Consider the following 25,459-nt stretch of genomic DNA (forward strand, 5'->3'; position numbering starts at 1 on the left):
TCTTCTCCTGGAGGGCTACTTGTCGCTACCGCCACGCAGCAAACCAATGTCGGCCAGGTGCATCGCTTCACGCGCAATCAGTTCGGACTTGCCATCGGCGCCGCTACGCGCCTTCATACTCGACCCGTCACTCAGCGATATATCCATGCTCGTGTCCCGGACGATTCCGCCCATGACCGGCTCGCCGTCTTCCACCCGGGTTGAAGACGGATAGCGCAGCTCGAACTTCTGGTCCGCTCCTTCGCTGTTGAAGGTCGGACGCAGAGGCGTCATCGTTTCCGGTCCATCGTAGAGGTAGTCCGGTGCATGGAACTGGATGGGATGCTTGCTGCCGATGACAAACACACCATCACCCATCCGAATGAAGGAGCCGTCGCCCACCACCAGGTGCAGTGCCTTCGCCGAGACGGTTACCACCCCGTCGCTGGCGGTCAGCTGCATGTTCTTGCCCGAGTCGATACTGGTGTCATCGTGCTGGCTCTGGATGACCAGCTTGCCGTTATGGGCGATTGCGTTCAGCCCGCCGTGCTGTGCGAAGAGCGATATGCCCTTGCCGGCATTCACGGTGAAGCGCTGGCCAGCTGCTAGCTGCACGTGCTGCTGCGCGACCGTGTCGATGTTCCTCGCCGAGTAGCTGACGATCGCCTTGGAGCTGGCAAAGCCGATGCCCGCCGGCGACGTCACGCCGATCACCGGCTCGCGCGGCGCAGGCGCGTTCGGCGCGGTGTTGCTGCTGTCTTCCCAGTTCTTGAAGCGTGCCAGCAGTTCGTCCTGTTCCTTGGCGTCAGCCTGCAGGCCGTTGTGTTCGGCCGCATAGCTCCCGAGAGACGCGAAAAGCTCGCCGCACTCGCGCATCATGCCGAGGAACTCGCCCCGTTCCAATTGGCCGCCCTTGGAAGTTGCGGCGCCCAACAGCTTCCAGGCGCTCAGGAAGATCCCACGCGCAGCGTGCAAGGCGATCGCTTCACTGGTGCGCAGCTCGGCCCCCTCGCCCCTCGGTGCGGCCTGGCCGTCCTGCCGCAACTCGGTGAGGAAACCGAGATTCAGCTCAGTCGTCGCGTGGTCGCTCGCGAGCTGGGCGCTGATTTCTCGTGGCGTGTCGTCGAACCGTAACTGGTTTCCGCGGTGGCCGTGCACTTCACGGCTGCGCAGGCCCGATTGATACCGTGTGGCGGGCAGTGCAGCTTCGTGCCGAAACGCCGGGGGAGGCGCAACGGCGTTGTAAAGCTGGCCAACGATGATGGGTTTGTCCGGGTCGCCCCCCGCCCAGTCGACCAGTACCTCGGTGCCGACCGGCGGCAACAATCTGGCCCCGCATTGCGTGCCGCTACCGGGACCGTTGCCGGCCCAATTCGAGGCCACGCGGACCCACGCCGAGTCACGGTCGGAACCGGAAGCGCCGGCGCCACCTGCATGGGTATGGTCCTGCGGCCTTGCGGCTGGAAAGCGCACCTTCACCCGACCCATGTCGTCGCACCATACGTCCTCGCCGGGCGGGCCAACCACGATGGCGGTTTGAATTTGAGGACGCCTCAGGACGCGACGCGGCGGAACGATGCGCACTCCCCGCCGGACGCAGGAAAAGCGCGTCTTGTAGCCGGATCGCTCCCCGCTGCCTGCTGCCGGAGTGCCGTCGTCGGCCTGCTTCCAGCCATTCCGGTTGAACAGGCGCTCGACTCGGGCGCTAATGTCGACCGGCAGGTTGTTGTGAGCCACTATTCGCTGCTCAGTGATGACAAATTCCCGTTCTTTCTGCGGATGCATGTCGATCTCCGGATGCCCCGCGAGACAGAACCACTCACCGACAGCCAGATCACGCACACCTCCTTCGCCGTGAAAGGACTTCGAGACGTACTCGAAGCGCGCCATCTGGACGTCGCCTAGCGCGGTCAAATCCAGCGCCGTGTCGCCCAGGTGTGGCGCCGCGACATAGTACTCTTCGATGCCTGCCGCCAATCGGTTGCCAAGCTCGCCCTGATCCGCCCGGGACTGGGATTGCGCCGTTGTGATTGGCGTCGCGGCGGGACTCCTGTAATCGGGGCTGTACACAGAGAATCTGCCGGGCTGCAGATTGCGCTCGGCACTCCAGTCTGTGATGGCGTCACGCTCTTCGGTCGCGGCATCCCGGTGGAAGCGCACGCTCCCCGCTTCGTTCTGGCGAAGGCAAGCTGGGTCGTCGAAGAGCACAAGAGTGTGTCCGATCGCACTCTTTGGTTGACTGCCGGCGGCGACCTCCCGTTCGGGAAGCCCGGGGCGAAAGAACCAGGCGATTCCGCGCCGCTGCATCAGGCGCCGAAGGAACACTGCATCCGATTCGTTGTGCTGCATGGTGAATTCGCGCTGCGGCAGCCTTCCGTTCAATAGGCTCGCATGGATGTCGAGGTCGAACGTGGCCGCAAGAAGCGGATTGTTGGAACGCCACTCCGCGATGAGGGTCTCGACGATGTCCAGCTCGCTCATGTTTCGGAATATTCGCGTATTCACGCGGTTTTCCATCACTGACAGCGCGTCGCGCATGACCAGCTGATAGGTTGCCAGTCCACCGTCGCTCTGGCCTGACAAGGCGCCGGTAACGATGCCGCACAGGCGACGCAACTGCCCTCTGTCTGTGACGATTTGCAGCTCCGCAGGCATCCCGATGAAGTTCTTGAGAGCGAGGGATGCACTCTCGGCGAGGCACAGGATCCGAAACTCGAAGCCGCCACATATTGCTTCGTGACCGGTGATTTTCTGGGCTAGCAGCTGTCCATCCGGCTTGTCGCCAGCATGATCCAGCATGAGCCGGATCGGCCTGTTCTGTGTCGAAAGGAGATACTGGGCCAGGTCGGCAATTCGCGCGGTGTCAAACTCTGCCATATGTTGTTTCCCTTTACGGGGTTCCCGTCCATTTACTGACAGGAAAGGGATTATGTTTATTCTTCTACTAAGGAAATACTGCCAACTTCGCTCTACGGTTCGTAAGCACGAAAGCAGGATTATTAGTGTGGCAATGCCCCTGTATGCTGTGGCGCCGCAAGTTGCATGGGAAACGGGGTCTCGGGCACCTCAAGGTATCGAGTCCCAGGCCAGACGGTGGCGACAGTTAGTACCGTCGAGCCATCGGAAGTCCAACTGGAGGACATCCTGAACTGACTTATCTGGTAGTAGTATCCGTCAAGCAACCATACACGCATTGCTCAGCCGCAGTTAGGGACAGGAGCTAGGACAGATAGTGCTACCTACGAACAACACTGGATAGCAGCGGACGCCGAATCATTCGCCAGGGCGAGCGATATGATTAGCTAAGAACTCCCCGCCACAAACTAGCCAATACTCACCACTTTCAACAAGTACGCACCGAACTTGCCAGAGCAGCGGCCCTTCTCTCAGCTACCGTTAGAAATTGGTCTTTGCTACACTACTAGTCAGCAATAATGGACTGCCGGTCGAGCTAGTCGCTTTTTAACCTTGGTAAGGAGGTTCTGGTTTGCGAGTGCCCGACATCGAATTGACCGAGCGCGAGACCGCGCTCTTGAACCAAATCAGGTTCCGCTATTCATCGCATGATGAGCTCCGCGCGTCCCTTATGCCGATGGCCGGCCTGACGGAGTCTTTATTGGAACGCGGAGCCATTCCCGAGGTGCGGCTTTTATATTTCACCGATCCCGAGCGAAATCCAGGAGGGCGCGGGAAATCCCGTCAGCAGGTTTTCGAGAATAACGGCACCTCAGGCACTGAAATCTATGCTCATGGGAATTTCCTGAAGTTTCTCGAATATTTCATTTATGGTCCAGCCCTTCCGCCGAATATCGTTGCGAAATTCACGGAGGCCATGTCGTTCTCCGGGTATTTGACCGCTGGGGACATCAATGACCTGGCTCCTGCTGCACGTGCCGCTGTGCGATCAGCTCGGCTTATTCCTCATGAGGCGGCGGAAGAGTTCCACAAGTTAGCGCTTGAGTGCGGCGCAATGCCGTCTAGTGCTGAAAGTATCCGGAAGTCGATCCTGACTGTGCGCTAGCGCCTAGCTTCCAGCGACCTTGCGACCGGGCGAATACTCCTCATGCGCCAGAGCACGTTGTGAGCCCGCCCGCAGCCGGCCAATGTGCGAAATTGCGCCCTACCTGCTCTTGCCAGCCCTGCCAGGCTTTCTTCTGCCGCGCGTATTGGCTTCTTTCGCCCGGCCTTTGCGACCACGACGTCGCTGGATCTCGCCGTAAGCAATGAACCCGGCGGCGATGATGCCGAAGATGACCCCGACCAGTACCGTCAGGCCGACCATCTCGTCGGTAACAACGAAGTTCATGCGGTGCTTCCCCTCAAGCGTAGTGCATTGCCGATCACCGACACCGAGCTTAAGCTCATGGCCAGCGCCGCGATCATCGGCGAAAGGAGTTGCCCGGTAAAGGGATAAAGAAGGCCTGCAGCTAGCGGAATTCCCATGGCGTTGTAAATAAAGGCAAAGCCGAGATTCTGCCTCATGTTGCGTACAGTCTCCAGCGAAAGGAGTCGCGATCGCGCAATCGCACGCAAGTCGCCTTTGATGAGGGTAACGTGAGCGGAGTTGATCGCGACGTCGGTACCAGTACCCATCGCAATCCCGACGTCCGCCTTCGCCAGCGCCGGCGCATCGTTGATGCCATCGCCGGCCATCGCGACAATCTTGCCCTGTTGCTGCAGCCGTTCGACCAGGGCCAGCTTGTCCTGCGGTTTGACCTCGCCGTAGACGTCCGAAATGCCGAGCTTTGCAGCGACCGCCTTTGCCGTGGTGACGCCATCGCCGGTCGCCATCACCACGGTCATGCCAGCGTCGCGCAGGGTTGCCAGGGCTTCCGGCGTCGTCTCCTTGACGGGGTCCGACACTGCGATCAGGCCCACGAGCTTTCCTTGTAGTGCCAGGTACATCACGCTTGCACCGACATGTCGAAGCTCTTCCGCGGCCTTTTGTAGCGGCGTCCAGTCAACCTTCTCAATGTCCATGAGCGCGGTGTTGCCCAATGCAACCCACTCACCCTGCACGGTCCCGCGGACACCGATCCCGCTGGACGATTCGAAGTTCTCAGGCTTGTGCAGCGGCAGATTCCGCCTGCGTGCCTCAGCGACGATGGCATGTGCCAGCGGATGCTCGCTACCCTGGTCGATGCTGGCGGCGATCCGAAGCACATCCTCTTCCTGGAATCCGGATGCGGCGATCGCGCGGTCGAACGCAGGCTTTCCTTCTGTGAGCGTACCGGTCTTGTCGACAATGATCGTGTCGACCTTTCGCATTGCTTCGATTGCCGCAGCGTCGCGGAACAGCACGCCCTGGGTGGCCGCGCGGCCTGTCGCGGCCATGATCGACATCGGCGTCGCCAGTCCCAATGCACAGGGACAGGCGATGATCAGGACCGCGACGGCATTCACGAACCCATAGACCCAGCTGGGTTCCGGCCCGAACAGGCCCCACCCCAGCAGGGTGAGGAGCGCGACGACGACGACGACCGTGACAAAATAGCCGGCGACCACGTCAGCCAGGCGCTGCATGGGCGCCCGCGAACGCTGCGCCTGCGCGACCATCTGCACGATCTGCGACAACATGGTCTGCGACCCCACGCGCTCGGAACGGATGACGAGACTGCCGCTCGTATTGATGGTCGCGCCGATCACCTTGTCGCCCGGCCGCTTTGTCACCGGCAGCGGTTCGCCGGTGAGCATGGCTTCGTCCACTGCGCTTTCGCCCTCCAGGACCACCCCATCAACCGGTACCTTCTCGCCAGGCCTGACCCGCAGCGAGTCGCCGATGTGGACGTGCGAAAGTTCGACGTCTTCTTCGGTTCCGTCCGCACGAATCCGCCTGGCCGTTTTCGGCGTCAGGCCGAGCAAGGATTTGATCGCCGCCGAAGTTTGCGAACGTGCGCGCAACTCAAGGATCTGGCCGAGCAGGGTCAGCGAAATGATGACGGCGGCGGCCTCGTAGTACACGCCAATGCGGCCATGCATCGCAAAGCTCGGCGGAAACAGGCCTGGAAACAGAGTCGCGACCACGCTGTAGCCGTACGCTGCGGCGACCCCGATACTGATCAGGGTCCACATGTTGGGACTGCGATTCTTGAGCGACTGCGCCCCACGGACGAAGAAGGGCCAGCCGGCCCACAGGACGACAGGCGTGCTGAGAGCGAGCTCAATCCAGCTCTGGTATGCAAGCCCTCCGCTGAAGATCCGGTGCCCTGCCATCGCCAGGACGGTGACAACGATGGTCAGCGGCAGCGTCCACCGGAAGCGACGGCGGAAGTCCACCAACTCCGGATTCTCTTCCTCCTCCAGCGATGGCAGCATCGGCTCCAGCGACATTCCGCAAATCGGGCAGTTGCCTGGCGTGGATTGCTGGATTTCCGGATGCATCGGGCAGGTGTAAATCGTCCCCGGCGGCGCCTCCGGCATGGCGGCAGAGGCAGCTTTCTCTGTATAGCTGGTGGGGTTGGCGCGAAACTTGTCCATGCATTTCACGCTGCAGAAGTGATAGGGAGTTCCTTCGTGCTCGATGCGTCGATCCGGCCGGTCTGCAACGCTCATCCCGCATACCGGATCGGTATAGGGCTTATCCGACGAAGTGGACGGATAATGCTGGGATCCACCGGGCATACCTTCGCCAGAGTTGGCGTTGCCGGCATGATGCTCATGCGAGTGGTGACATTCCTGATTCTTATGCTGGTGACCGGCGTGATCATGCATTTCATTTTTCATGGCAGCTCCAGTAAAAAGCGACTGAGGTTCTCGCGCGGCCCACTTGTCGCAAGCGGTGCGCGGCCTGTTATGCCTATCCGTTTTCCTTGGCGTGATTCAGCGAATACCGTGGAATCTCGACCGTAAGATCCGCCTCCGCGACAATCGCCTGGCACGACAGACGGGACAAGTGCTCCACGCCCCAAGCCCGGTCAAGCATGTCTTCCTCATTGTCGCTGGCTTGCGCGAGAGATGGGAAACCCTCCCGTACGATGACGTGACATGTCGTGCAGGCACCAACCTTGCCGCAGGCATGCTCGATGTCGATGTCGTTTTCGAGCAGCGCATCGCAAATGCTGGTGCCGGGAGTGGCTTCGATCGACGCCCCGGATGGTACGCAATCCGGATGCGGCAGTACGGTAATTCTAGGCATGTGCCAACTCCTTCCCGGCACTTGGGCTTCGGTATCGGCAGAAGAGACAGCGCGAGGTCGCTGTCGCCGTCTCCGAACCGGACACCGCGCTCGTTACCTGTTTCGACCCCACCGGATCGTGCAGGCCTGTGCTGGACATTGCTGTTACGCGATCGGCGGAACGGTGGGCCTCGCGGCCAATGGACTCATACATAAGACGCCTCCGGAAAGTGGACCATTCCACTGTAAACCTTCCAATGATGGAAAGGTCAAGCGAATTTTCCGCTGAACGAAGCGCAGGTTGGGGTGCACACCATCCAGGTTGAAACGGCTTTGCAGCCGCTTCAACCCTTTCCTCGGTCAGAACTCATTGTCCTTCCGTTTGTCGCCTGTCATCGGCACAAAACCACAGTCTGAGTAGCGCTTGCACAGCATCTCGCGCATATCGTTGATTCCGTTCTTCTGAACGACCACGATGTTTTCGCAGTAACGCCGTAAACCGTCATGGTTCAGGTCGCTCTTCACTGTACAGTGCAGGCTCGGTGCAAGCGCACCCAGGTGGTGGTTACTGAACGATCTCAGGAAGACCTGGTTGAACTGTGCCCCAGCCGGCGTCGCCTCGAGCATGGCGATCATTCGTCTTCCATCGGCCGTGAGCTGCGGCTGATATTGGATGCCGTACCACTCCCTCAGGAAGCGCTGGGCACGGCCAATCTCTTCGCGCTGCTCCCGGTTGCCCATGCGCGCCATCGACTTGATCTCGTCATCGCTCGCCTTGGGCGGTGTCGCATTGAAGCCAGGGGTCGGCGATGTCCCTTCCTGGGGAGCGACGACCTGCGCGTCCCGGGTCAGGTCCGTGCCGGCCGCCAGCTCCGTCATCCGCAGGGCGGAGTAATGGTGATTAATAATAAAGACGAGGTAGTTCTTTTCGAACTGAGCGGTCGCTCCCCTGCCTGGCCCCTCGGCATGCGCCACGCCCATGCCGGGCACGAGCAGGCTCAAGCCCAGTGCGAGACTACGGCCGAGCACACGAATGTTGCCGACACCGGAAGAACTAGTAATCTGCTTGGTTGCGGTTTCCATGTTTGCTCCTTTGAATGATTGAGAACAACTCATTTGGACGACGTGAAGGCAGCGCATCGCCGGCGCCGTAAAGAGCAGGCTGCGACTCCTGCCCCCACTAGGAACATCGCGTATGACGATGGTTCCGGCACTGCAAGGACAACATTGTTCGAAGTCGCCCAGTAGACATTTCCTTGTTCGCCAATCGTGCTCAGCGAGACCTCGGTCAAAGGCGCGGTCGACAGGAATCCGAGGAACGAGGTTGGCGACGATCCATCGAGCGTATAGCTCGCGATACTTGATCCATCCATTGCCGTGAGCTCGATCGTGCGCCCGGGTACATAGCTGCCATAGGCATCGGTCGCAAAGAAGCTGCCGCCAAAGCCGAACACCCCAGGTGAAAACGCGTTGAAGCGCACGACATCCGCGGCAAGCGTCGGCGCCAGATAGACGTCGCCTTCATTCATCACTGGGAAAAAGCCGCCGCCTGCTGGCCCCGCATTGATCCGATACCCGTGTGCACCTGCGGTACGCGAGAGCTGGGCTTCCAGTGCGGAGGCTGGAAGGTCGTCAAAGCGATCGGTCCCGGTCGCCGACACTGCCGAAAGGAACGACGCCTCGCTGGTGAAGATAGTGATGTCAGCACGTGCTGGCATCACGACTGATAATAGAAGCGCTGCCAGCAGAGCCGGCTTAGGCAATGCGTTATTGCTTTTCATGTTCTACCTCATTGCTCAGTTGTTGATGCGAACGCCACCGTGCCCGCGCGGATACGCGCGGACCTGCAGCTTCGTAATTAAGCTGAAACACCTTGCGGCCCTGCACCGCTTGGATAACTGCGACGCGAGGGCGAGACACAAGGATGGAACGGCCTGCTGAGCTAAAAACGCGGAGGCGGATCGACGACGGGAGGAATGAAACTGGAAAAGTCAGTCGGCAAGGAATGCGACCGTTCGGGAGAACTAGAAGGTGCGCTCAGCGGCGCGAATGATGGAATCGGGGCGTAGGGGACGACGAAGTTCGAATAGCAGAGCGACTTCGATTTGCAACAGCTTCCGTCGCTACTTTCTGCCGTGCCGGAGCGCATGTCCGGGCAATCATCTTTCTCAGCCTGGGAATCGAACTGCACTACCTGCAATTCCGCCTTCAAGTTGTGGCATGTGACAGCCGCGGTCGCATACCCATGGTACCCGACCATCAGACACAGCAAACACCAGGCGATTTTGCGGAAGATGGCAGTCATGCAAAAACTGTAGCATCAGCCTCGATGTACCGTTGTACGATACAGATCGGCAAACCATTTCTATGGAAATGCGTGAGGAAGCGAGCATTGCGGCGCCGCTGCGCATGCTCGCGGCGCCATGCCTGCAGCAGCTTACTTGCTTGACGCCTTGTGCTTCGCCAGCCACTGGTCGAGCTTCTTGATTTCCTTGGTCTGATCCGAAATGACCTTCTTGGCCATTGCCTGCATCTGCGGATCCTTGCCATTCTTGAGCTGAGCCTTTGCCATGTCGATGCCGGCCTGGTGGTGCGAACGCATCATCATTGCGAAGTCATGATCGTGATCGCCGGTCATCTGCATGCTCGACATTTTCTGGTGCATGGCCTCCATCGACTGCATCATTTCGTGACCAGCCATGTCATGGTGCTGCCCCGCCTGGCCCGACGCGGCGCCGTGTTGCGCATGTTGCCCTGACTGCGCAAAGGAATTTGCGGACACACCAAAGACAAGTGCACATGCACCGGCCATGAGAGCGATACGGGTTTGTACTGTCTTCATGCTCGTCTCCTTGAACTAATTGATCAGTGTGCGGCGCCGGCAAACGAACGCGGCACGTCCAGTGGGATTCTGGAAGGAGTCCGATGACACATGCTGTGCGCTAACGCACCCTGTCTGTACATCTCTGCAAGTTGGCCATGCCCGGCCCCCTCGACACGTCATTTCGCCGCTATTCCACGCCTGTGTTTAGTCAGCCTTAAGCCTGCGCCCGGCCAAAATTGTCGTGCTATACTCACGGCATCTATGAACCGCTCGATCAAGACATTTCTGGTTTGGCTACTGTTGGCCGTGCTTCCGCTGCACGCGGTTGCGGCTAGCCGTATGTCGTGCGGACCGGTTCACCCGCAGTCCAGCCAGAACCTGATCGATGTTGGCTCACAATCCCACGAGCACATGGCCGATGCGCACGCCCATCACGGCGGCGAGCATGCAAGCCAGCCGGATGACACCTTGGCCGATGCCGATTCGGCAGACTCCAAGGCCGGAAAAAAGCCACACTCCACCTGCAGCGCCTGTTCCGCGTTCTGCCTGGGCGCCGTTGCGCCACCCTCCACCCATCTCGCGGTCCCGGCTTTCGATGGCTCCAATGCCGTTATCGTCGCGCCTGCGGCCTTCGCCGTAGGCTTCATCCAGGACGGCCCCCAGCGCCCTCCCCGGCACCAATCCGCTTAATCGTAGGAAGAGCTGACCCGCTGTCCTCCAGCGCTGTCGTCATCGCTCTTGAGCACTCGCGCGTGCCTGTGCACGCCCTGTCACCGATTTCGAGGATTGACCATGACCTCCAAGCTTTTGGCCGCCGTTGTCGGCGCCCTGCTGGCCCTGCCGATCTACGCGCAGGCCCAGCAATCCCGTCCGTCGGCAGACCCTGCCGACCCCACTGTGGCCGTGCCGCCGACCGTATACGAATCGGTCATCGCCAGACCTTCGCCGGGTCCGCAAGACGTCCAGACGACGCCTGACAAATCCTGGCGTGCCGCAAACGATGCGGTCGCCGGCGTGCCGGGCCACGCCGGACATGGTGCGCCTGCCAGTGAGCAGAACCACAACGGTCATGGTGCAGCGCCGGCTCCGACAACGCCCGTGGCGCCTGGAAAACCGGCCAATCCTGTGCCTGTCGACCACAGCAAACACCATTAAGCCGAACACATAATGACAACAAAGCTTTCTATTCCCACACTGCGCGCCGTCGCGGCAGGCGCCATGCTCGTCGCGTTGAGCGGTTGCGCCACGATTTCCAAGGACGGCGGCCTGGACGCAGTCTCATCCTTGACCGCTGAACGCACCGGCCAGGACGTCCGCCTGCCCAAGACAAATGCCGATGGCGCGGCCATCCAGGACGAACTGAACCAGCTGCTGAAACAGCCGCTTTCCGCCGACAGCGCCGTCCGCATCGCCCTGCTCAACAACCGCGGCCTGCGGGCCTCGCTCGCCGAACTGGGTGTCGCCGAGGCCGACCTGGTGCAAGCGGGCCGCATGGCCAACCCTGGCTTCAGCTTCAGCCGCATGTCCGGTGGCGGCGAGACGGAGATCGAACGCAGCGTCATGTTCGATCTCGTCGGACTCGTGACCATCCCGATCCGTCGCGATATCGAGTCGCGCCGCTTCGAGAGTGCCAAGCTGGTCGCGGCAACCGAAGCGGTCCGGCTCGCGGCAGACACGCGCAAGGCCTACTTCAATGCCGTCGCGGCAGTGCAGTCGGCGCACTATGCGGCGCAAGTGCGTGAAGCGGCCGGCGCGAGTGCCGAACTGGCGCAGCGCATGGCAAAGGTCGGGAACCTGAGCGCCCTCGACCAGGCGCGCGAACAGGCATTCTCGAGCGAAGCCTCGACCCAGCTGGCACGTGCACGACACAGTGCGACGGCCGCGCGCGAGCAGCTTGCCCGGCTGATGGGTGTGTGGGGAGAAAACACGGCATTCCAGCTTCCGGACAAGCTGCCCGAGCTGCCGGCGGTTCCGCGAGAGGCAGGCAATATCGAGTCGCTCGCGATGCAGCAGCGCCTCGATGTGCGCCTGGCAAAGCTCGGCACCGAGTCGACTGCGCGCGCATTGGGCCTGACGAAGGCAACCGGCGTCATCAACGTCCTCGACGCGGGATACGTCAACTCGAGCAAGTCCGGCGCACCCCGGGAAAACGGATACGAGATCGAACTCGCCCTGCCGATCTTCGACTGGGGAGGCGCACGTGTGGCGAAGGCCGAGGCGCTCTACATGCAATCGGTGCACCGCACGGCCGACACCGCCATCAATGCCCGCTCGCAGGTCCGCGAAGCGTACTCCGCCTACCGGACCACCTACGACGTCGCCAGGCAGCATCGGGACGAGCTGGTACCACTGCGGAAGAAAATCTCCGAAGAGAGCCTGCTTCGCTACAACGGCATGCTCATGAGCGTGTTCGAATTGCTGGCCGACGCACGCGCACAGATCGCGGGCGTGAATGCGGCCATCGACGCGCAGCGCGAATTCTGGATCGCCGAAACGGATCTGCAGGCCGCCATCAGCGGCAGCGGCGGTTCGTCGATCTCCATGGCTTCAACCGCCGCGCCCGCCGAAGGTGCGGCGGAACACTAAACAAGGAATGAATCAGCAATGAGTTCTCGTCGAGATTTCTTCACTGGCGCAGCCGCCCTGGTCGGCGCCGGACTGGTGAGCCGCGCCGGCGCGGCCACCCTCCCCGAAGCCCCGATCATGACCAGCGCGGCCACCCAGCCGCCGCCACCGCCGCCGAACGGCCGGCCGTACAATCCGGTCGTCACCCTGAACGGCTGGTCGCTGCCCTGGCGCATGAACAACGGCGTCAAGGAGTTCCACCTGATCGCCGAACCGGTGGTGCGCGAGATCGCGCCTGGCATGAAGGCGAACCTGTGGGGCTACAACGGCCAGAGCCCGGGGCCGACCATCGAGGTGGTGGAAGGCGACCGGGTGCGCATCTTCGTCACCAACAAACTGCCGGAGCACACCAGCATCCATTGGCACGGCCAGCGCCTGCCGAACGGCATGGACGGCGTCACGGGTCTGAACCAGCCGGGCATCCAGCCGGGTAAGACCTTCGTCTACGAGTTCGTCGCTCGCCGCCCGGGTACCTTCATGTACCACCCGCATGCCGACGAGATGGTGCAGATGGCGATGGGCATGATGGGCTTCTGGGTCACCCACCCGAAGAACCCGGCCCATCACAAGGTCGACCGCGATTTCGTGTTCCTGCTGAACGCCTACGACATCGAGCCGGGCAGCTACACGCCGCGCGTCAACGAGATGCTCGACTTTAACATCTGGACCTTCAACAGCCGCGCCTTCCCGGGCATCGACACGATGAACGTACGCCAGGGCGACCGTGTGCGCATCCGCGCCGGCAACCTGACGATGACGAACCACCCGATCCACCTGCACGGGCACGAATTCGAGGTGACCGGCACCGACGGCGGCTGGACCCGGCCGGAGTCGCGTTGGCCAGAAGTCACCACCGACGTCGCCGTGGGCCAGATGCGCGCCATCGAGTTCATCGCGGACGAGCCTGGCGACTGGGCCTTCCACTGCCACAAGTCGCACCACACCATGAATGCGATGGGCCACGACGTCCCGACCCTGATCGGCGTCGACCACCGTGGGGTCGCCGAGAAGATCACGAAGCTCGTGCCCGATTACATGGTCATGGGCGAGAAAGGCGGCTCGATGGGCGACATGGAGATGCCGCTCCCGGAAAATACCCTGCCGATGATGACCGGCCAGGGCCCTTTCGGCGGCGTCGAGATGGGCGGCATGTTCACCGTGCTGAAGGTACGCAAGGACCAGAAGCCGGGCGACTACAAGGATCCGGGCTGGTACAAGCATCCGGCCGGCACCGTTGCCTACGAATGGAAGGGCGAGGCCCCGGCAGCAGTGCGCAGCCAGAGCGCCGGCGGTCAGGCGATGCCGGCTGCGAAGAAGACACCCGATGTGGAAGTCACCGTGCGCAAGCCGACGGGCCACAAGGGCCATCACTAATCGTAACGGGAAAGGACGAACTCATGATCCGACGACTAGCAAGCAAAACAGCACTCGCCGCCGCCTTGTGCGCTCCGGTGCTCGCAATGGCGGCCGCACCGGTCATCGACGTCTTCAAGAGCGCCTCGTGCGGGTGCTGCACCGCCTGGGTGGAGCACCTGAAATCGAATGGCTTCAAGACCAGGGTGGTCAACGTCGACAACCCTTCGGACTACCGCGAACGCGGTGGAATCCCGAACGAACTCGGCTCCTGCCATACCGGAATGGTGGGCGGCTACGCCATCGAGGGCCACATTCCGGCGAGCGACATCAAGCGCCTGCTTGCCGAGAAGCCCAAAGCGAAAGGACTGGCCGTTCCGGCGATGCCGCTCGGCTCACCGGGCATGGAAGGCCCGCGCAAGGATCCGTTCGACGTCCTGCTGGTACAGGTCAACGGCAGCACCAAAGTATTCAAGCACTACAACTGAACGCTATTTCTTCACCAACGAAAGGAATGAACATGAACGCATTTTCGAAACTGACTCTTGCTATCACCCTGGCCGCCGCAGCTTCCGTTGCCGCCGCCCAGAACGGCGCCCACAGCGGCCATGGCGCTCATGACGCACATGCTGGCCATGCGGCACCGGCGACGGCCGAACTCACCGAAGGCGAAGTCAAGAAGATCGACAAGGAGGCAGGCAAGATCACGCTGCGCCATGGCGAACTGAAGAACCTGAACATGTCCGCCATGACGATGGTGTTCCGCGTCAAGGATCCGGCCATGCTTGACCAGGTGAAGGCGGGCGACAAGGTCAAGTTCGCAGCCGACCGCGTCAACGGTGCAGTCACGATCGTCCAGCTCCAGGCTGCCAAGTAAGCAGCATCCGCGAACCAGGGCTCGATACGCCTGATCGCGTTTTTCGAGCCTTCCAGGAGATAGCATGAAAACCAAATCCTTCTTTGCAGCGGCAGTAGCAGTTCTCGGACTGGTGGCCACTTCCGCGGCATCCGCTCACGCCAAACTCGAGTCTTCTGCGCCACTGGCCAATGCAGTGGTGAGTCCGGCGCCTTCGCAGGTTCGCCTCCAGTTCAGCGAGCAGCTTGAGCTGCCGTTCAGCAAGGTCAAACTGATCGACGAGAAAGGTGCCGTCGTCGAGCCAAGCAAGACCGCCCTGGACGATGCCAATCCCAAGGTGTTGGTGGCGACGGTTCCGACCCTGCATTCCGGGGCCTGGCGTGTCCAATGGTCCACCGTCACCCGGGACGGCCACAAGGTCAAAGGCCAGTTCGACTTTCGGGTAAAGTGACATGGAGTCCGACCTCACACTGGCTCAACGCTTCGTCACGGTCGTCCTGAACCTGTCGCTGGCCATCCTTGTCGGCGCCAGCGCAGCCCATGTCTGGCTGCGCAGCGCACGGTCGGCATGGGGAATCGGCCTGGTCCCGCGCTTGCGCAAGGTCTTGGTCTTCGCCGTCGCGGCGGCAGCGATGGCGTATGTCGCAGTGCTGTGGCTCGAAGCGGCATCGATGGCGGAGGTACCGGTAAGCGAGGCCTTCCCTGCAGTGCGGTCCGTTATCACCGCCACTCATTACGGCCTCGCCTGGATGATCGGCGCAGCAGCGCTGCTGGTCGTCTCCTTCACCCTTCGCACACGCAATGGTGTCCGGCCGAGTGCTGCAGCGCCGCTCATCCGTGCAGCGGCGCTCGGCGTACTGCTATATGCCCGCAGTATGGTGAGCCACGCCGGCGCCGCAGGTGATTTCACCTGGTCTGTGCTGGTCGACTGGGTCCATCTTGTCCTAGTCAGCCTTTGGGTAGGCGAAGTCATCGTCGCCGGCCTGGTCACGCTGCGCTCCCCGCCTGAATGGGAGTCGAAGAACCGGGGCGAATGCGCCCGCTTCATCACATCGCTGTCGACATCGGCCACTGTCGCCCTGGTCGGCATCTTCATCACGGGTGTCCTGAGCGCCTGGCGCGGGCTGGGAAGCTTCGAGAACGTCCTCGGCAATCCATACGGAACGACCCTGCTCATCAAGGTCGGACTGGTGCTGTGCGCAGCCGCGCTGGGTGGCCTGAACCGGTTCGTCGTGATGCCGAAGCTGCTGGCACAACTGCGCAAACCGAAGCCGGAAGGCGGGGCCAATGGGAAGTTCGCCCTGATCCTTCAGCTCGAAGCTGTCATCCTGGTGGCCGTGCTCATCGCAGCTGCCGTCCTGAGTTCCACCTCACCGCCAACGGCGTCGTGAGCACTTCTTCGTCCAAGGGATAATAATGAAAAGCAAAACCATTCCGGCTCTCGTCCTGAGCGCCCTCCTCATTGCGGTTTCTTCGGCAAGCCAGGCGGCGTCACCGAAAGAGACGCTCGCATCCTTCCATGAAGCCCTCACCAGCGGCGACAAGGCGAAGGCGCTCAGCCTGCTTTCCCCGGAGATTGCGATCTACGAATCAGGCTACGTCGAGCGATCCCGAGATGAATACGCCAGCCATCATCTAGGCGGCGACATGGAATTTGCCAAGAACTCGACCCGGAAAGTGCTGAAGCAGACCGAGCGCATCGATGGGAATACCGCTGTCGTGTGGGAAGAATCCGAAACCACGGGTACGTCTCGGGGAAAACCGGTGCACGTTTTTGGAACCGGCACGGCAGTCCTTGAAAAAAAAGGCGATTCCTGGTCCATCGTTCACGTGCACTGGTCTTCCAAGAAAGCGAAGTGATCACCGCAGGGCTGTGCAAACACAGCTCGCGGTGCGAGGAACATGGTACCTGCGAGCAGATCGGAATGTCCGCATGCAGCGCGGCGGACATCCATCCTCCGGTCAAAGTCTGTTGATCTGCTGGTCGATTGCCTTTTGCGCATGCTCGTTTCGCTCGCTGTACCGGTCGGTCAGGTAATCGGTCCGGCCGCGCATCAACAGCGTGATCTTGAATAGCTCTTCCATCACATCGACGATGCGGTCGTAATAAGCCGATGGGCGCATGCGTCCTTCGTCGTCGAACTCCTTGTACGCCATCGGCACCGAAGACTGGTTCGGGATCGTGAACATGCGCATCCAGCGTCCCAGCAGGCGCAGGGTATTCACGACATTGAACGACTGCGACCCGCCGCACACCTGCATCACCGCCAGGGTACGTCCCTGGCTGGGGCGTACCGCCCCCATTTCCAGCGGAATCCAGTCGATCTGGTTTTTCATCACGGCCGTAATCGCACCGTGACGTTCGGGGCTGCACCACACCTGGCCTTCCGACCACATGCACAACTCGCGCAGCTCGACCACCTTCGGATGTGTCTCAGGCACGCTTCCCACCATCGGCAGTTCCATCGGATCGAAAATCTTCACCTCGGCGCCGAAGTGTTCCAGGATCCGGGCGGCCTCGTAGGTGAGGAAGCGGCTGAACGAGCGCTCGCGCAAGGAGCCATACAGCATGAGAATGCGCGGCGGATGGCTCATGTCGCCGACCTGCGCGAGCTTCTCCAGCGTCGGCTGGTCCAGCAACTCCGGCTTGATGTTGGGGAGATTCGGGATCTTGTTCATTTGATTCGCTTTCCTTCGGCGTTCACAACTGGCTCGCCGTCTTCTTTCGTGAATGCGCCCTGCTGCTGGGCAGGAAAAATGTCGAGCACGGCTTCCGACGGCCGGCACAGCCGCACGCCGAGCGGCGTAACGACGAACGGGCGATTGATCAGGATCGGATGGGCGAGCATCGCATCGAGCAGCTGCTCGTCCGTCATGGCCGGATTGTCCAGGCCGAGCTCGAGGAAGGGCGTACCCTTCTCGCGAACTGCGCCCCGCACCGTCACCCCGGCGCGCTGGATCAGGTCGGCCAAGGTCACACGATCAGGCGGATTGTTCAGGTACTCGATCACGGTCGGTTCGATCCCCGCATTGCGGATCAGGCCGAGCGTGTTGCGCGAGGTGCCGCATGCAGGGTTATGGAAAATCGTGACGTCCATGGTGACTCCTTTTCAGCTCAGGCGAACGGCGAGCGCACACAGGGTGACGAAGAGGATCGGCAGCGTCAGCAGAATACCCACGCGGAAGTAGTATCCCCACGAAATCTGGATATTCTTCGCCGACAGCACGTGCAGCCACAGCAGCGTCGCCAGGCTGCCGATCGGGGTAATCTTCGGTCCCAGGTCAGCGCCGATCACGTTGGCATACACCATCGCTTCACGTACCACGCCGGTAGTGGCAGTGGCATCGATCGCCAGTGCGCCCACGAGCACGGTCGGCATGTTGTTCATGATGGACGACAGGATAGCGGTGATGAAGCCGGTACCGAGCGCCGCACCCCACACGCCATATTCGGCGCAGCGGTCCAGCAGCGCCGTCAGGTAATCGGTGAGGCCAGCGTTGCGCAGTCCGTAGACCACCAGGTACATACCCAGCGAGAACACGACCACCTGCCATGGCGCACCGCGCAGCACTTCGCGCGTCGAGATCCGGTGGCCACGTGCGGCGACGGCCAGCAACACCACTGCTCCCACCGCGGCGACAGCGCTGATCGGGATGCCGACATCGTCCAGCCAGAAGAATCCAACCAGCAGCATCGTCAGCACCCACCAGCCCGTAACGAAGGTGGCGCGGTCATGGATCGCCTCTTCTGGACGCTTGAGCTGGGCCAGGTCATAGTCGGCCGGGATGTCCTTGCGGAAGAACCAGACCAGAGCGGCGAGCGTGGCTGCGACCGACACCAGGTTGACCGGCACCATGACCGCAGCGTAGCGCGCAAAAGTAATGTCGAAGTAGTCGGCCGATACGATGTTGACGAGGTTCGAGACCACCAGCGGCAGGCTGGCGGTATCGGCGATGAAGCCTGCAGCCATGACGAAGGCAAGCGTTGCGCGTGCGGAGAAGCGCAGGGCAACCAGCATGGCGATGACGATAGGCGTCAGGATCAGCGCGGCGCCGTCATTGGCAAACAGCGCGGCCACTGCCGCACCCAGCAGGACGAGCAGGACGAACAGGCGCCGGCCATTGCCCTTGCCCCAGCGCGCCACGTGCAAGGCTGCCCATTCGAAGAAACCGGCCTTGTCCAGCAACAGGCTGATGATGATGACGGCCACAAAGGCCCCAGTGGCATTCCAGACGATGTTCCAGACGACAGGGATGTCGCTGATCTGGATGACCCCTGCAAGTAGGGCTACGACCGCACCGGTGGACGCGCTCCAGCCGATGCCGAGGCCGCGCGGTTGCCAGATAACGAAGATCAAGGTTGCCAGAAAGATGAGAAAAGCGATCAGCACAAAAATCCTTTGGACGGTGGTGGTTCACCACGAAAAAAGGCCGGGGGCATGCCCGGCCATCATGAGACCCGGCGTGTTCAGGCGCCGATAAGGCCGATTCGGTCGAGCTCCGCCTTGAATAGTTCCCGGTCGCCCTTCAGTTCTTCCAGCGGCAATGCAAGAAAGGCCTCGATCCGTGCGCGCAGCGTGGCGTAGGCTTTTTCGAATGCGGTGTTGATTTCCTCTTCCGTGCCGACCACGTGGCCAGGGTCTTCGACGCCCCAGTGCGTGCGCAGAATGGGGCCGAGATAAACCGGGCATGTGTCGCCAGCGGCACTGGCACACACGGTGACGACGACGTCTGGCGTAACCGGCAGGTCATTCCACGATTTGCTGTAATAAGCTTCCGTGGAGATGCCTTTGCTTGCCAGCAGTGCAACCGCTTTTTCGTTCAGTTTGCCAATTGGCTGGCTGCCTGCACTGATGGCATGCAGGCCTTCAGGGGCGATATGGTTGAAGACTGCTTCACTGATGAGCGAGCGGCAGGAGTTACCAGTGCAGAGGAAAAGTACGTTCACGGAAAGCCTTTCGTAGAAAAAATAGATCAGTTTGTTGCAGCGGCGTCAGCGCTGTCGCAGGAGGCATTGCCGACCGGCGTACAGGGATTGCCGCCGCAGCAGTTCTCGGTGAGGAAGCCCAGCAAGGCATTCATCGTGTCGAAATTCGCGGAGTAGATAATGAAGCGCCCGTCCTGGCGCGGAACCACCAGGCCAGCGTGCGACAGTTCCTTGAGGTGGAAAGAAAGCGAGGACGGCGGCACGTTGAGCGCCTCGGCGATCCTGGTCGCTGGCAGCCCGGCCGGGCCCGCCTGGACCAGCAGGCGATATGTGGCGAGCCGCGATTCCTGGGCTAGTGCAGCCAGGGCAGCGATTGCCGGTTTAGTGTCCATGACATGTACCCTTCTATTTGATATTTCTAGTATATTGGAATTGAAGCCATTACAGCAAGGAGTCATATGCGTGACGGTCGGGAACAGCGCCTTACAGCTTCCTCTCGGCGATTGCCCGGACGGCTTCGCGGCGTACCGAGTCGTCCTCCAGCCACTCCAAGGGCAGCGAAACGAACTGTTCGACCCGCTTTTTGATCTGCAAGAAGACCTGCCTGAAGGCTTCTTGCTTGTCCCTGTCGTTACCAGAAACCTGCGCCGGGTCCGGGTAGCCCCAATGCGCCGTCGTCGGGTGTCCCGGCCAATGGGGGCACACCTCTCCGGCCGCGCTGTCGCATACGGTGATGATGAAGTCCATGTGCGGCGCATCAGGCTGCCCGAATTCGAGCCAGCCCTTGCTGTGCATCGCCGCTACCGGGAAGCTGGAATCGAACCGTTTTATCTGTTCGATTGCCAATGGATTGACGACACCTGCCGGGCGGCTTCCCGCGGAATATGCCATGAAGCGCCCCCTGCCCAGCACAGTCAACAGTGCTTCCGACATGATGCTGCGCGACGAGTTGCCGGTACAAAGAAAGAGAACGCTGTAGCTCTTGCCTGCCATCGTCTGTCCGTTAACGCGAGGCGTTTTCAAGGCTCGCATCTGGGCGGGCAATGGCGCTCAGCTCTTCCTCGATGGCCATGCGTGAAAGTTTCGCGAAAGGCAGCATCGCGAAGATATCCAAGCGGTTCTTGATCTCACGGCACACCTTGCTAAACAGCTGCCGATGCTCCTGCGCACTGCCTACAAATGTCGCGGGATCTTCGAAGCTCCAGTGGGCCGTGATTGGATGCCCGGGCCAGCGCGGGCAAACCTCGCCAGCTGCCCTGTCGCATACCGTAATTACAAAGTGCATGTGGGGTGCATCGGCAGCGGCGAATTCATTCCAGCTCTTGCTGCGCAGATCAGCATACGGAAAACGAAGATGTTCGATCGCCTCCATTGCCAGCGGGTGAACAGAACCGGTCGGATGGCTCCCTGCGCTGTAAGCACTGAAGCGGCCGGCGCCGATCGCATTAAGGATGGCCTCGGCGATGATGCTGCGCGACGAGTTACCGGTACAAAGGAAAAGCACATTGAATGTTTCGTGGTCAGTCATCGCGGCCTCCAGGCAGACGGGTTGTTCATACGACTATTCGAAATATATCGAAGTTTCTTGACCGTTTGATGACACCGATATATTCTTTATTCGTCGAATGGCGAATAACGGCTATTGCCAGCCTCGCGCGGTGCTGACAAACAGCACGTCTGCATGCGTCTTCAAGCGGCACGCAATTCGTATTTTGTCGAATAACGAATAGTTTCCATGCGGGTCGACTACAGTCAAGCCACTTAAGGAGAGCAAACATGAAAAATGAGAACGCACAAAACTTGCCAGTCGCAGTGCTCGGCGCAGGTCCAGTCGGGCTCGCCGCAGCGGCCCATCTGATCGAACGCGGTCTAACGCCCCTGATCTTCGAAGCAGGTGCTGCCATCGGTGCGAACCTTGCGACTTATCGCCACGTTCGCTTGTTCTCGCCGTGGCAGTACAACATCGACAAGGCTGCCCGCCGCCTTCTGCTTGGACAAGGATGGAGTGAGCCGGCAGGCGAAGAATTGCCGACCGCTGGCGAACTGGTCGACCATTATCTTGCCCCACTGGCTTCGATTCGCGAGGTGAACTCGAATCTGCTGCTCGGCTACCGCGTCACGGCCATCACGCGCCCGGGGTTCGACAAGGTCAAGACAAAGGGGCGTGAAAGCGCGCCATTCCTCATTCGTGCTAACACGCCGGATGGCTCGTGCCAGTTCTTGGCCAGTGCCGTGATCGATGCTACCGGTACCTGGTCACACCAAAATCCTCTGGGTGCGGACGGCATCCCAGCGCTCGGCGAACAGGCGCTGTCCGACCGGATCGACTATGGCATGCCGGACGTTCTTGGTTCAGCCCGCGAAACCTACGCCGGGAAAAAGGTCATGGTAGTGGGAGCGGGCCATTCTGCAGCAGGCACCTTGCTCGCCCTCGCCCAGCTTACCCAGGAACATCCGGACACGCGTATCGTGTGGGTGACGCGCGGCAGCCAGCTGGCACGGTTTTTTGGCGGCGGTGAAGCCGACGCTCTCAAGGCGCGTGGGCAGCTTGGGCTGCGTTTGAAGGCATTACGCGATTCGGGCGGCCTCGAGATGCGGCAGAACTTCCGGATCCTGGAGCTGGCCGAGACCGATGGCAAGATCGCCGTGACCGCCGAGCCGATCGACGGTCCGGCCCCGGTCATCGAGGGAATCGACCGGATCATTTGTGCTGCCGGCGCACGGCCCGATCTCGCACTCACGCGGGAGCTTCGGGTCCGTCATGATCCGTGGCTTGAGAGCACGGATGCGCTGGCACCGCTGATCGATCCGAACGAGCATAGCTGCGGTACCGTGCGTCCACACGGTCACCGGGAACTGGCACATCCGGAATCTGGTTATTACGCCGTCGGTGCCAAGAGCTATGGCCGCGCCCCCAACTTCCTTTTGGCGACGGGCTACGAGCAGGTTCGCTCGGTGGCAGCAGCCCTGGTAGGAGACATGGCTGCGGCGGATGACGTCCAGCTGGACTTGCCGGAAACCGGAGTGTGCAACACGCGGCTGGCATACGAGGCAGCACCTGAGCCGACGGGCTCGTGCTGCAATGTTGCGCCGGCAGCAGCCGCTGCCTGCTGCGTTCCCGCGCCGTCGCCGACCGGCGCCTGCGGCTGCAGCAAGCCAGCCGAATCCACCTGCTGCGCTTGAGCTGACTGAACCCGCTGCCGGCAGATGCCGGCAGCGCCCAATCGGAACATTCCATGTCCCAGCCTTCGAAAACCATCGGCATACTGGCGATTACCCAAATCGTCTCCTGGGGAACGCTGTACTACGCCTTTACGATCCTGGCCGCCGGTGTGCAGCCTGAGCTTGGCCTCTCGCCTGAGCTCGTCTTCGGCGCTTTCTCCTGGAATCTTCTTGCGGCTGGCCTGGCGGCGCCCCCTGCCGGCATCCTGCTCGACCGCTAAGGGGGCCGCTACGTAATGGCCCTAGGTTCGTTTGTTTGCGCCATTGGCCTGGCCGTACTAAGCCGTGCTGGCGGTGTCGTTTCCTTGTACATCGCGTGGACGCTGATCGACATCGCGATGGCCCTCACACTGTACGAGGCAGCTTTCGCAACGATTAACCGCAAGTACGAGACCGGCTCAAGGCAAGCGATTTCGACCCTGACGCTGTTTGGCGGCTTTGCCAGTACGCTGCTCTGGCCGCTCACCGCCAAGCTGGATACGGTCTTTGGCTGGCGTGATACCAATTCGTGCTTCGCTGTCATGCAGCTGCCTCTCTGCATGCCTTTGCACTTATGGCTTGGCGCGGCCCCTGTGCGGCAGCCTCGACATCATCTCAGTGCCGAAGACCAGGGGCACACTTTGAAACATGCATTGCGTCACCCCGCGTTCTGGACGCTGGCATTGGCCATTTCGGCTAACACGTTCGTCTTTTCGGCGATGTCGGTGCACCTGATCCCACTGCTCGAGCGCCTGGGACTGTCACTGTCCACGGCTGTCTTGTTGGCCTCGCTGATCGGTCCAATGCAAGTAGCCGGACGTATCGGGGAGATGACGCTCGGCCGCAATACGTCTCTGCAAATCGTAGGAATTTTGACCTTCGCAATGCTGCCTGCTGCGCTGCTCGTGCTCGTATTGTTTGGAGCCAATGCATGGATTGTTGCCCTGTTCTGCATGCTGTACGGCGTGAGCAATGGCATCCTGACGATCGTACGCGGCTCGATCCCGCAAGCCTTGTTTGGCCGCCAGCATTACGGGGCGATCTCCGGTGCGTTGGCAGGGCCATCGCTACTATCGAAGGCTGCAGGGCCGCTCGCAGCTGCAGCATTACTGCGCCCGGAGGGTGGGACCACAATGCTGCTCATCGTGCTTCTGGCCGTTTCCATCGCCTCCCTCGTCTTCTACCTGCGTGCCGTGAGTATCGGCAGCTCGCCATCGATCGCGAAAGCCTTTGACAAGAACACAGCCTGACCACTAAGCTGCGTTCGCCGAATAACGAATGAGCGTTTCCATGTCTAAATCCTGCTGCTCCCCGGACGCCCGCAACACCCCGGGAAAAGAAATTGATGTCGATGACCTCGCACGCATGTGCAAGGCACTGTCACACCCCGCGCGAGTGCAGTTGCTCAGGCATCTTATCGATTACGGCGAGTGCTATTTCGGCAGCCTGGCGGACGTGCTGCCTTTGGCGCCATCGACAATCTCCAAGCACGTCTCGATCCTGAAGGATGCGGGCTTGATCGAAGGGTCATCGGATGTGCAACGGGTTTGCTATTGTGTCAATCACGAACGGCTTCTACAGTTCAAAGCAGTAGTACAAGATTTTTAGAATGAAGACGAGCGATCGGCATCATCGTCTGAAGTGCATTTGGGTAGGTCTGCTATCGCCGAGAATGAAGCTTCATTTCGCTGCCATTACGCGGTGATATACGGAGTTATCGCAGCACTGACTCTGGTTTTATATTCAGTGGCCTGCCGCACAGTCAGTCGTCGATCAATGCCTGAATGACTGGACAGCTTGTATCCGGAGCCCCACTGTCGCAGCGCGCAACCATTCCGGCGAGTGCTGACTTCATCGCCAGAAGGTCGCCTATCTTGGCCTCTACCATGGCGAGCTTTTTCGCCGCCAAAGCGCGCGTGCTCGAACATGTCCCCGAACCTTCCAGCTTGAGCAGGCTCGAAATTTCCTCAAGCGTAAAGCCCAGAAGCTGTGCGCGCTTGATGAAGCGAATTCGGCGTACATCTTCGTTGCCATAGGTGCGGTAGCCGGAACTTGGCCGTTCCGGCTCATCGATCAATCCACTTCGTTGATAGAAGCGAACGGTCTCGACGTTCACACCGGCGGCGTCAGCCAAGCGGCTGATGGTCATTTTCTCAGGCATGCGCTTGACTCCGTATCTATATACGGAGTTTATCCTATCTCTGTCTTAAACCGATCAGGATAAACATGAAGATGGGAACGAAAGGACCGCTAGTCGCGGGTGTGCTGGCTGCGCTGGGAGCATCGGCTTGTTGTGCGGGCCCGCTCGTCCTGCTATTGCTGGGCGTCGGCGGCGGTTGGGCATCCCGGCTTATCGCGCTGGAGCCCTACAGCCCCTATCTCACCGCGCTTACGGTACTGTTCCTCGGTACTGCATTCCATAACTTGTATCTGCGCCGGCCCGCGTGCCCCCCTGATGACGCCTGTTCCGATGACCATGTCTTGAGGAACCAACGCATTCTGTTTTGGCTCATTTCCTTGCCAGTCATACTGCTACTGACCTTCCCCTTGTACGCCGCGCTCTTCTACTGAAAGGATTCT

30 protein-coding genes are annotated in these 25,459 nt (G+C 60.8%); 15 read left to right on the top strand and 15 right to left on the bottom strand.

Going from position 1 to position 25,459, the window contains the following annotated elements; translation table 11 throughout:
* Positions 1–15: 15 nt before the first annotated feature.
* A complete protein-coding gene (locus tag ACFFJK_RS08715) occupies positions 16–2,856 on the bottom strand; it encodes a type VI secretion system Vgr family protein (RefSeq protein WP_379678777.1) in 2,841 nt (946 codons plus the stop codon).
* A gap of 616 nt (positions 2,857–3,472) precedes the next feature.
* On the opposite strand from ACFFJK_RS08715, the gene ACFFJK_RS08720 reads away from it, so the two are divergent.
* Positions 3,473–4,000: a hypothetical protein gene (locus ACFFJK_RS08720; protein ID WP_379678778.1), complete on the top strand. Its 528-nt coding sequence runs from the start codon at positions 3,473–3,475 to the stop codon at positions 3,998–4,000.
* Between the two features lie 99 nt (positions 4,001–4,099).
* Here ACFFJK_RS08720 and ACFFJK_RS08725 read toward each other — a convergent pair whose 3' ends face one another.
* The 6 genes from ACFFJK_RS08725 to ACFFJK_RS08750 form a co-directional block, all read right to left on the bottom strand.
* Complete coding sequence (locus tag ACFFJK_RS08725; protein ID WP_258829973.1) at positions 4,100–4,285, bottom strand: hypothetical protein; 186 nt, start codon at positions 4,283–4,285, stop codon at positions 4,100–4,102.
* Positions 4,282–6,702 (bottom strand): heavy metal translocating P-type ATPase, encoded by a 2,421-nt coding sequence (locus tag ACFFJK_RS08730; RefSeq protein WP_370663638.1) that lies wholly within the window; start codon positions 6,700–6,702, stop codon positions 4,282–4,284. Before ACFFJK_RS08730 ends, ACFFJK_RS08725 begins: the two co-directional genes overlap by 4 nt.
* A 73-nt stretch (positions 6,703–6,775) precedes the next feature.
* On the bottom strand, positions 6,776–7,114 hold the full coding sequence (fdx, locus tag ACFFJK_RS08735; RefSeq protein WP_258829974.1) for an ISC system 2Fe-2S type ferredoxin: 339 nt from the start codon (positions 7,112–7,114) through the stop codon (positions 6,776–6,778).
* A 339-nt stretch (positions 7,115–7,453) separates the two neighbouring features.
* The gene (locus ACFFJK_RS08740) at positions 7,454–8,176 is read right to left on the bottom strand and encodes a DUF305 domain-containing protein (RefSeq protein WP_258829975.1); all 723 of its coding nucleotides are present in this window, start codon (positions 8,174–8,176) and stop codon (positions 7,454–7,456) included.
* Positions 8,177–8,205: 29 nt separating this feature from the next.
* Positions 8,206–8,874, bottom strand: coding sequence for a PEP-CTERM sorting domain-containing protein (locus tag ACFFJK_RS08745; RefSeq protein ID WP_258829976.1), 669 nt, complete (start codon positions 8,872–8,874; stop codon positions 8,206–8,208).
* A 656-nt stretch (positions 8,875–9,530) separates the two neighbouring features.
* Positions 9,531–9,935, bottom strand: coding sequence for a DUF305 domain-containing protein (locus ACFFJK_RS08750; protein WP_258829977.1), 405 nt, complete (start codon positions 9,933–9,935; stop codon positions 9,531–9,533).
* 243 nt (positions 9,936–10,178) lie between these two features.
* On the opposite strand from ACFFJK_RS08750, the gene ACFFJK_RS08755 reads away from it, so the two are divergent.
* The 9 genes from ACFFJK_RS08755 to ACFFJK_RS08795 all read left to right on the top strand — a co-directional run bounded on the left by ACFFJK_RS08755 (position 10,179) and on the right by ACFFJK_RS08795 (position 16,611).
* The gene (locus tag ACFFJK_RS08755; RefSeq protein WP_277477807.1) at positions 10,179–10,607 is read left to right on the top strand and encodes a hypothetical protein; all 429 of its coding nucleotides are present in this window, start codon (positions 10,179–10,181) and stop codon (positions 10,605–10,607) included.
* 102 nt (positions 10,608–10,709) lie between these two features.
* A complete protein-coding gene (locus tag ACFFJK_RS08760; RefSeq protein ID WP_379678779.1) occupies positions 10,710–11,072 on the top strand; it encodes a hypothetical protein in 363 nt (120 codons plus the stop codon).
* Positions 11,073–11,084: 12 nt separating this feature from the next.
* Positions 11,085–12,503: a TolC family protein gene (locus ACFFJK_RS08765; RefSeq protein WP_258829980.1), complete on the top strand. Its 1,419-nt coding sequence runs from the start codon at positions 11,085–11,087 to the stop codon at positions 12,501–12,503.
* Between the two features lie 18 nt (positions 12,504–12,521).
* A complete protein-coding gene (locus ACFFJK_RS08770; RefSeq protein WP_258829981.1) occupies positions 12,522–13,916 on the top strand; it encodes a multicopper oxidase family protein in 1,395 nt (464 codons plus the stop codon).
* Between the two features lie 23 nt (positions 13,917–13,939).
* On the top strand, positions 13,940–14,383 hold the full coding sequence (locus ACFFJK_RS08775) for a DUF411 domain-containing protein (protein WP_258829982.1): 444 nt from the start codon (positions 13,940–13,942) through the stop codon (positions 14,381–14,383).
* Positions 14,384–14,415: 32 nt separating this feature from the next.
* Positions 14,416–14,772 (top strand): copper-binding protein, encoded by a 357-nt coding sequence (locus tag ACFFJK_RS08780; protein ID WP_258829983.1) that lies wholly within the window; start codon positions 14,416–14,418, stop codon positions 14,770–14,772.
* 64 nt (positions 14,773–14,836) lie between these two features.
* Positions 14,837–15,202 carry a copper homeostasis periplasmic binding protein CopC gene (copC, locus tag ACFFJK_RS08785; protein WP_258829984.1) on the top strand — a complete coding sequence of 122 codons (366 nt, stop codon included), beginning with the start codon at positions 14,837–14,839 and terminating at the stop codon, positions 15,200–15,202.
* Position 15,203: 1 nt separating this feature from the next.
* The gene (locus ACFFJK_RS08790; protein ID WP_258829985.1) at positions 15,204–16,142 is read left to right on the top strand and encodes a CopD family protein; all 939 of its coding nucleotides are present in this window, start codon (positions 15,204–15,206) and stop codon (positions 16,140–16,142) included.
* Positions 16,143–16,167: 25 nt separating this feature from the next.
* Positions 16,168–16,611 carry a YybH family protein gene (locus tag ACFFJK_RS08795; RefSeq protein ID WP_258829986.1) on the top strand — a complete coding sequence of 148 codons (444 nt, stop codon included), beginning with the start codon at positions 16,168–16,170 and terminating at the stop codon, positions 16,609–16,611.
* Between the two features lie 102 nt (positions 16,612–16,713).
* Here the strand turns inward: ACFFJK_RS08795 and arsH are convergent, their stop codons facing one another.
* From arsH to ACFFJK_RS08830, 7 genes are all read right to left on the bottom strand, one after another.
* Entirely contained in the window at positions 16,714–17,430 is a 717-nt protein-coding gene (arsH, locus tag ACFFJK_RS08800) for an arsenical resistance protein ArsH (RefSeq protein ID WP_277477814.1), read from the bottom strand.
* The gene (gene arsC / locus ACFFJK_RS08805; RefSeq protein WP_258829988.1) at positions 17,427–17,849 is read right to left on the bottom strand and encodes an arsenate reductase (glutaredoxin); all 423 of its coding nucleotides are present in this window, start codon (positions 17,847–17,849) and stop codon (positions 17,427–17,429) included. Before arsC ends, arsH begins: the two co-directional genes overlap by 4 nt.
* Positions 17,850–17,861: 12 nt before the next feature.
* Positions 17,862–19,142, bottom strand: a complete 1,281-nt coding sequence (locus ACFFJK_RS08810) for an arsenic transporter (protein WP_379678780.1) — start codon at positions 19,140–19,142, stop codon at positions 17,862–17,864.
* A gap of 77 nt (positions 19,143–19,219) precedes the next feature.
* Entirely contained in the window at positions 19,220–19,699 is a 480-nt protein-coding gene (locus ACFFJK_RS08815; RefSeq protein ID WP_258829990.1) for an arsenate reductase ArsC, read from the bottom strand.
* A 26-nt stretch (positions 19,700–19,725) separates the two neighbouring features.
* Positions 19,726–20,070: an ArsR/SmtB family transcription factor gene (locus tag ACFFJK_RS08820; protein WP_258829991.1), complete on the bottom strand. Its 345-nt coding sequence runs from the start codon at positions 20,068–20,070 to the stop codon at positions 19,726–19,728.
* 91 nt (positions 20,071–20,161) lie between these two features.
* On the bottom strand, positions 20,162–20,671 hold the full coding sequence (locus tag ACFFJK_RS08825) for an arsenate reductase ArsC (RefSeq protein ID WP_277477820.1): 510 nt from the start codon (positions 20,669–20,671) through the stop codon (positions 20,162–20,164).
* Between the two features lie 10 nt (positions 20,672–20,681).
* Positions 20,682–21,206 (bottom strand): arsenate reductase ArsC, encoded by a 525-nt coding sequence (locus ACFFJK_RS08830; protein ID WP_258829993.1) that lies wholly within the window; start codon positions 21,204–21,206, stop codon positions 20,682–20,684.
* Between the two features lie 248 nt (positions 21,207–21,454).
* Here ACFFJK_RS08830 and ACFFJK_RS08835 point away from each other — a divergent pair, with 248 nt between their 5' ends.
* Genes ACFFJK_RS08835 through ACFFJK_RS08850 form a run of 4 tightly spaced genes read left to right on the top strand, consistent with a single transcriptional unit; the run spans position 21,455 to position 24,487 of the window.
* On the top strand, positions 21,455–22,861 hold the full coding sequence (locus ACFFJK_RS08835; RefSeq protein WP_258829994.1) for an NAD(P)-binding domain-containing protein: 1,407 nt from the start codon (positions 21,455–21,457) through the stop codon (positions 22,859–22,861).
* 53 nt (positions 22,862–22,914) lie between these two features.
* A complete protein-coding gene (locus ACFFJK_RS08840) occupies positions 22,915–23,121 on the top strand; it encodes a hypothetical protein (protein WP_258829995.1) in 207 nt (68 codons plus the stop codon).
* Between the two features lie 15 nt (positions 23,122–23,136).
* Positions 23,137–24,129 carry an MFS transporter gene (locus ACFFJK_RS08845; RefSeq protein ID WP_258829996.1) on the top strand — a complete coding sequence of 331 codons (993 nt, stop codon included), beginning with the start codon at positions 23,137–23,139 and terminating at the stop codon, positions 24,127–24,129.
* A 40-nt stretch (positions 24,130–24,169) separates the two neighbouring features.
* Entirely contained in the window at positions 24,170–24,487 is a 318-nt protein-coding gene (locus tag ACFFJK_RS08850) for an ArsR/SmtB family transcription factor (protein ID WP_379678781.1), read from the top strand.
* Between the two features lie 154 nt (positions 24,488–24,641).
* Here the strand turns inward: ACFFJK_RS08850 and merR are convergent, their stop codons facing one another.
* The gene (merR, locus tag ACFFJK_RS08855) at positions 24,642–25,040 is read right to left on the bottom strand and encodes a mercury resistance transcriptional regulator MerR (protein ID WP_258829998.1); all 399 of its coding nucleotides are present in this window, start codon (positions 25,038–25,040) and stop codon (positions 24,642–24,644) included.
* A gap of 65 nt (positions 25,041–25,105) precedes the next feature.
* Here merR and ACFFJK_RS08860 point away from each other — a divergent pair, with 65 nt between their 5' ends.
* On the top strand, positions 25,106–25,450 hold the full coding sequence (locus ACFFJK_RS08860; protein WP_379678782.1) for a mercuric transporter MerT family protein: 345 nt from the start codon (positions 25,106–25,108) through the stop codon (positions 25,448–25,450).
* The last annotated feature ends 9 nt before the right edge of the window (positions 25,451–25,459 follow it).

This window comes from Massilia consociata, from assembly GCF_042432755.1.
Classification (GTDB): domain Bacteria; phylum Pseudomonadota; class Gammaproteobacteria; order Burkholderiales; family Burkholderiaceae_D; genus Telluria; species Telluria consociata.

Excerpts from the sequence above, each read along its gene's own strand:
- ACFFJK_RS08715 (WP_379678777.1), bottom strand. The coding sequence starts at position 2,856 with ATGGCAGAGTTTGACACCGCGCGAATTGCCGACCTGGCCCAGTATCTC.
- ACFFJK_RS08725 (WP_258829973.1), bottom strand. The coding sequence starts at position 4,285 with ATGAACTTCGTTGTTACCGACGAGATGGTCGGCCTGACGGTACTGGTC.
- ACFFJK_RS08730 (WP_370663638.1), bottom strand. The coding sequence starts at position 6,702 with ATGAAAAATGAAATGCATGATCACGCCGGTCACCAGCATAAGAATCAG.
- fdx (WP_258829974.1), bottom strand. The coding sequence starts at position 7,114 with ATGCCTAGAATTACCGTACTGCCGCATCCGGATTGCGTACCATCCGGG.
- ACFFJK_RS08740 (WP_258829975.1), bottom strand. The coding sequence starts at position 8,176 with ATGGAAACCGCAACCAAGCAGATTACTAGTTCTTCCGGTGTCGGCAAC.
- ACFFJK_RS08745 (WP_258829976.1), bottom strand. The coding sequence starts at position 8,874 with ATGAAAAGCAATAACGCATTGCCTAAGCCGGCTCTGCTGGCAGCGCTT.
- ACFFJK_RS08750 (WP_258829977.1), bottom strand. The coding sequence starts at position 9,935 with ATGAAGACAGTACAAACCCGTATCGCTCTCATGGCCGGTGCATGTGCA.
- ACFFJK_RS08755 (WP_277477807.1), top strand. The coding sequence starts at position 10,179 with ATGAACCGCTCGATCAAGACATTTCTGGTTTGGCTACTGTTGGCCGTG.
- ACFFJK_RS08760 (WP_379678779.1), top strand. The coding sequence starts at position 10,710 with ATGACCTCCAAGCTTTTGGCCGCCGTTGTCGGCGCCCTGCTGGCCCTG.
- ACFFJK_RS08765 (WP_258829980.1), top strand. The coding sequence starts at position 11,085 with ATGACAACAAAGCTTTCTATTCCCACACTGCGCGCCGTCGCGGCAGGC.
- ACFFJK_RS08770 (WP_258829981.1), top strand. The coding sequence starts at position 12,522 with ATGAGTTCTCGTCGAGATTTCTTCACTGGCGCAGCCGCCCTGGTCGGC.
- ACFFJK_RS08775 (WP_258829982.1), top strand. The coding sequence starts at position 13,940 with ATGATCCGACGACTAGCAAGCAAAACAGCACTCGCCGCCGCCTTGTGC.
- ACFFJK_RS08780 (WP_258829983.1), top strand. The coding sequence starts at position 14,416 with ATGAACGCATTTTCGAAACTGACTCTTGCTATCACCCTGGCCGCCGCA.
- copC (WP_258829984.1), top strand. The coding sequence starts at position 14,837 with ATGAAAACCAAATCCTTCTTTGCAGCGGCAGTAGCAGTTCTCGGACTG.
- ACFFJK_RS08790 (WP_258829985.1), top strand. The coding sequence starts at position 15,204 with ATGGAGTCCGACCTCACACTGGCTCAACGCTTCGTCACGGTCGTCCTG.
- ACFFJK_RS08795 (WP_258829986.1), top strand. The coding sequence starts at position 16,168 with ATGAAAAGCAAAACCATTCCGGCTCTCGTCCTGAGCGCCCTCCTCATT.
- arsH (WP_277477814.1), bottom strand. The coding sequence starts at position 17,430 with ATGAACAAGATCCCGAATCTCCCCAACATCAAGCCGGAGTTGCTGGAC.
- arsC (WP_258829988.1), bottom strand. The coding sequence starts at position 17,849 with ATGGACGTCACGATTTTCCATAACCCTGCATGCGGCACCTCGCGCAAC.
- ACFFJK_RS08820 (WP_258829991.1), bottom strand. The coding sequence starts at position 20,070 with ATGGACACTAAACCGGCAATCGCTGCCCTGGCTGCACTAGCCCAGGAA.
- ACFFJK_RS08825 (WP_277477820.1), bottom strand. The coding sequence starts at position 20,671 with ATGGCAGGCAAGAGCTACAGCGTTCTCTTTCTTTGTACCGGCAACTCG.
- ACFFJK_RS08830 (WP_258829993.1), bottom strand. The coding sequence starts at position 21,206 with ATGACTGACCACGAAACATTCAATGTGCTTTTCCTTTGTACCGGTAAC.
- ACFFJK_RS08835 (WP_258829994.1), top strand. The coding sequence starts at position 21,455 with ATGAAAAATGAGAACGCACAAAACTTGCCAGTCGCAGTGCTCGGCGCA.
- ACFFJK_RS08840 (WP_258829995.1), top strand. The coding sequence starts at position 22,915 with ATGTCCCAGCCTTCGAAAACCATCGGCATACTGGCGATTACCCAAATC.
- ACFFJK_RS08845 (WP_258829996.1), top strand. The coding sequence starts at position 23,137 with ATGGCCCTAGGTTCGTTTGTTTGCGCCATTGGCCTGGCCGTACTAAGC.
- ACFFJK_RS08850 (WP_379678781.1), top strand. The coding sequence starts at position 24,170 with ATGTCTAAATCCTGCTGCTCCCCGGACGCCCGCAACACCCCGGGAAAA.
- merR (WP_258829998.1), bottom strand. The coding sequence starts at position 25,040 with ATGCCTGAGAAAATGACCATCAGCCGCTTGGCTGACGCCGCCGGTGTG.
- ACFFJK_RS08860 (WP_379678782.1), top strand. The coding sequence starts at position 25,106 with ATGAAGATGGGAACGAAAGGACCGCTAGTCGCGGGTGTGCTGGCTGCG.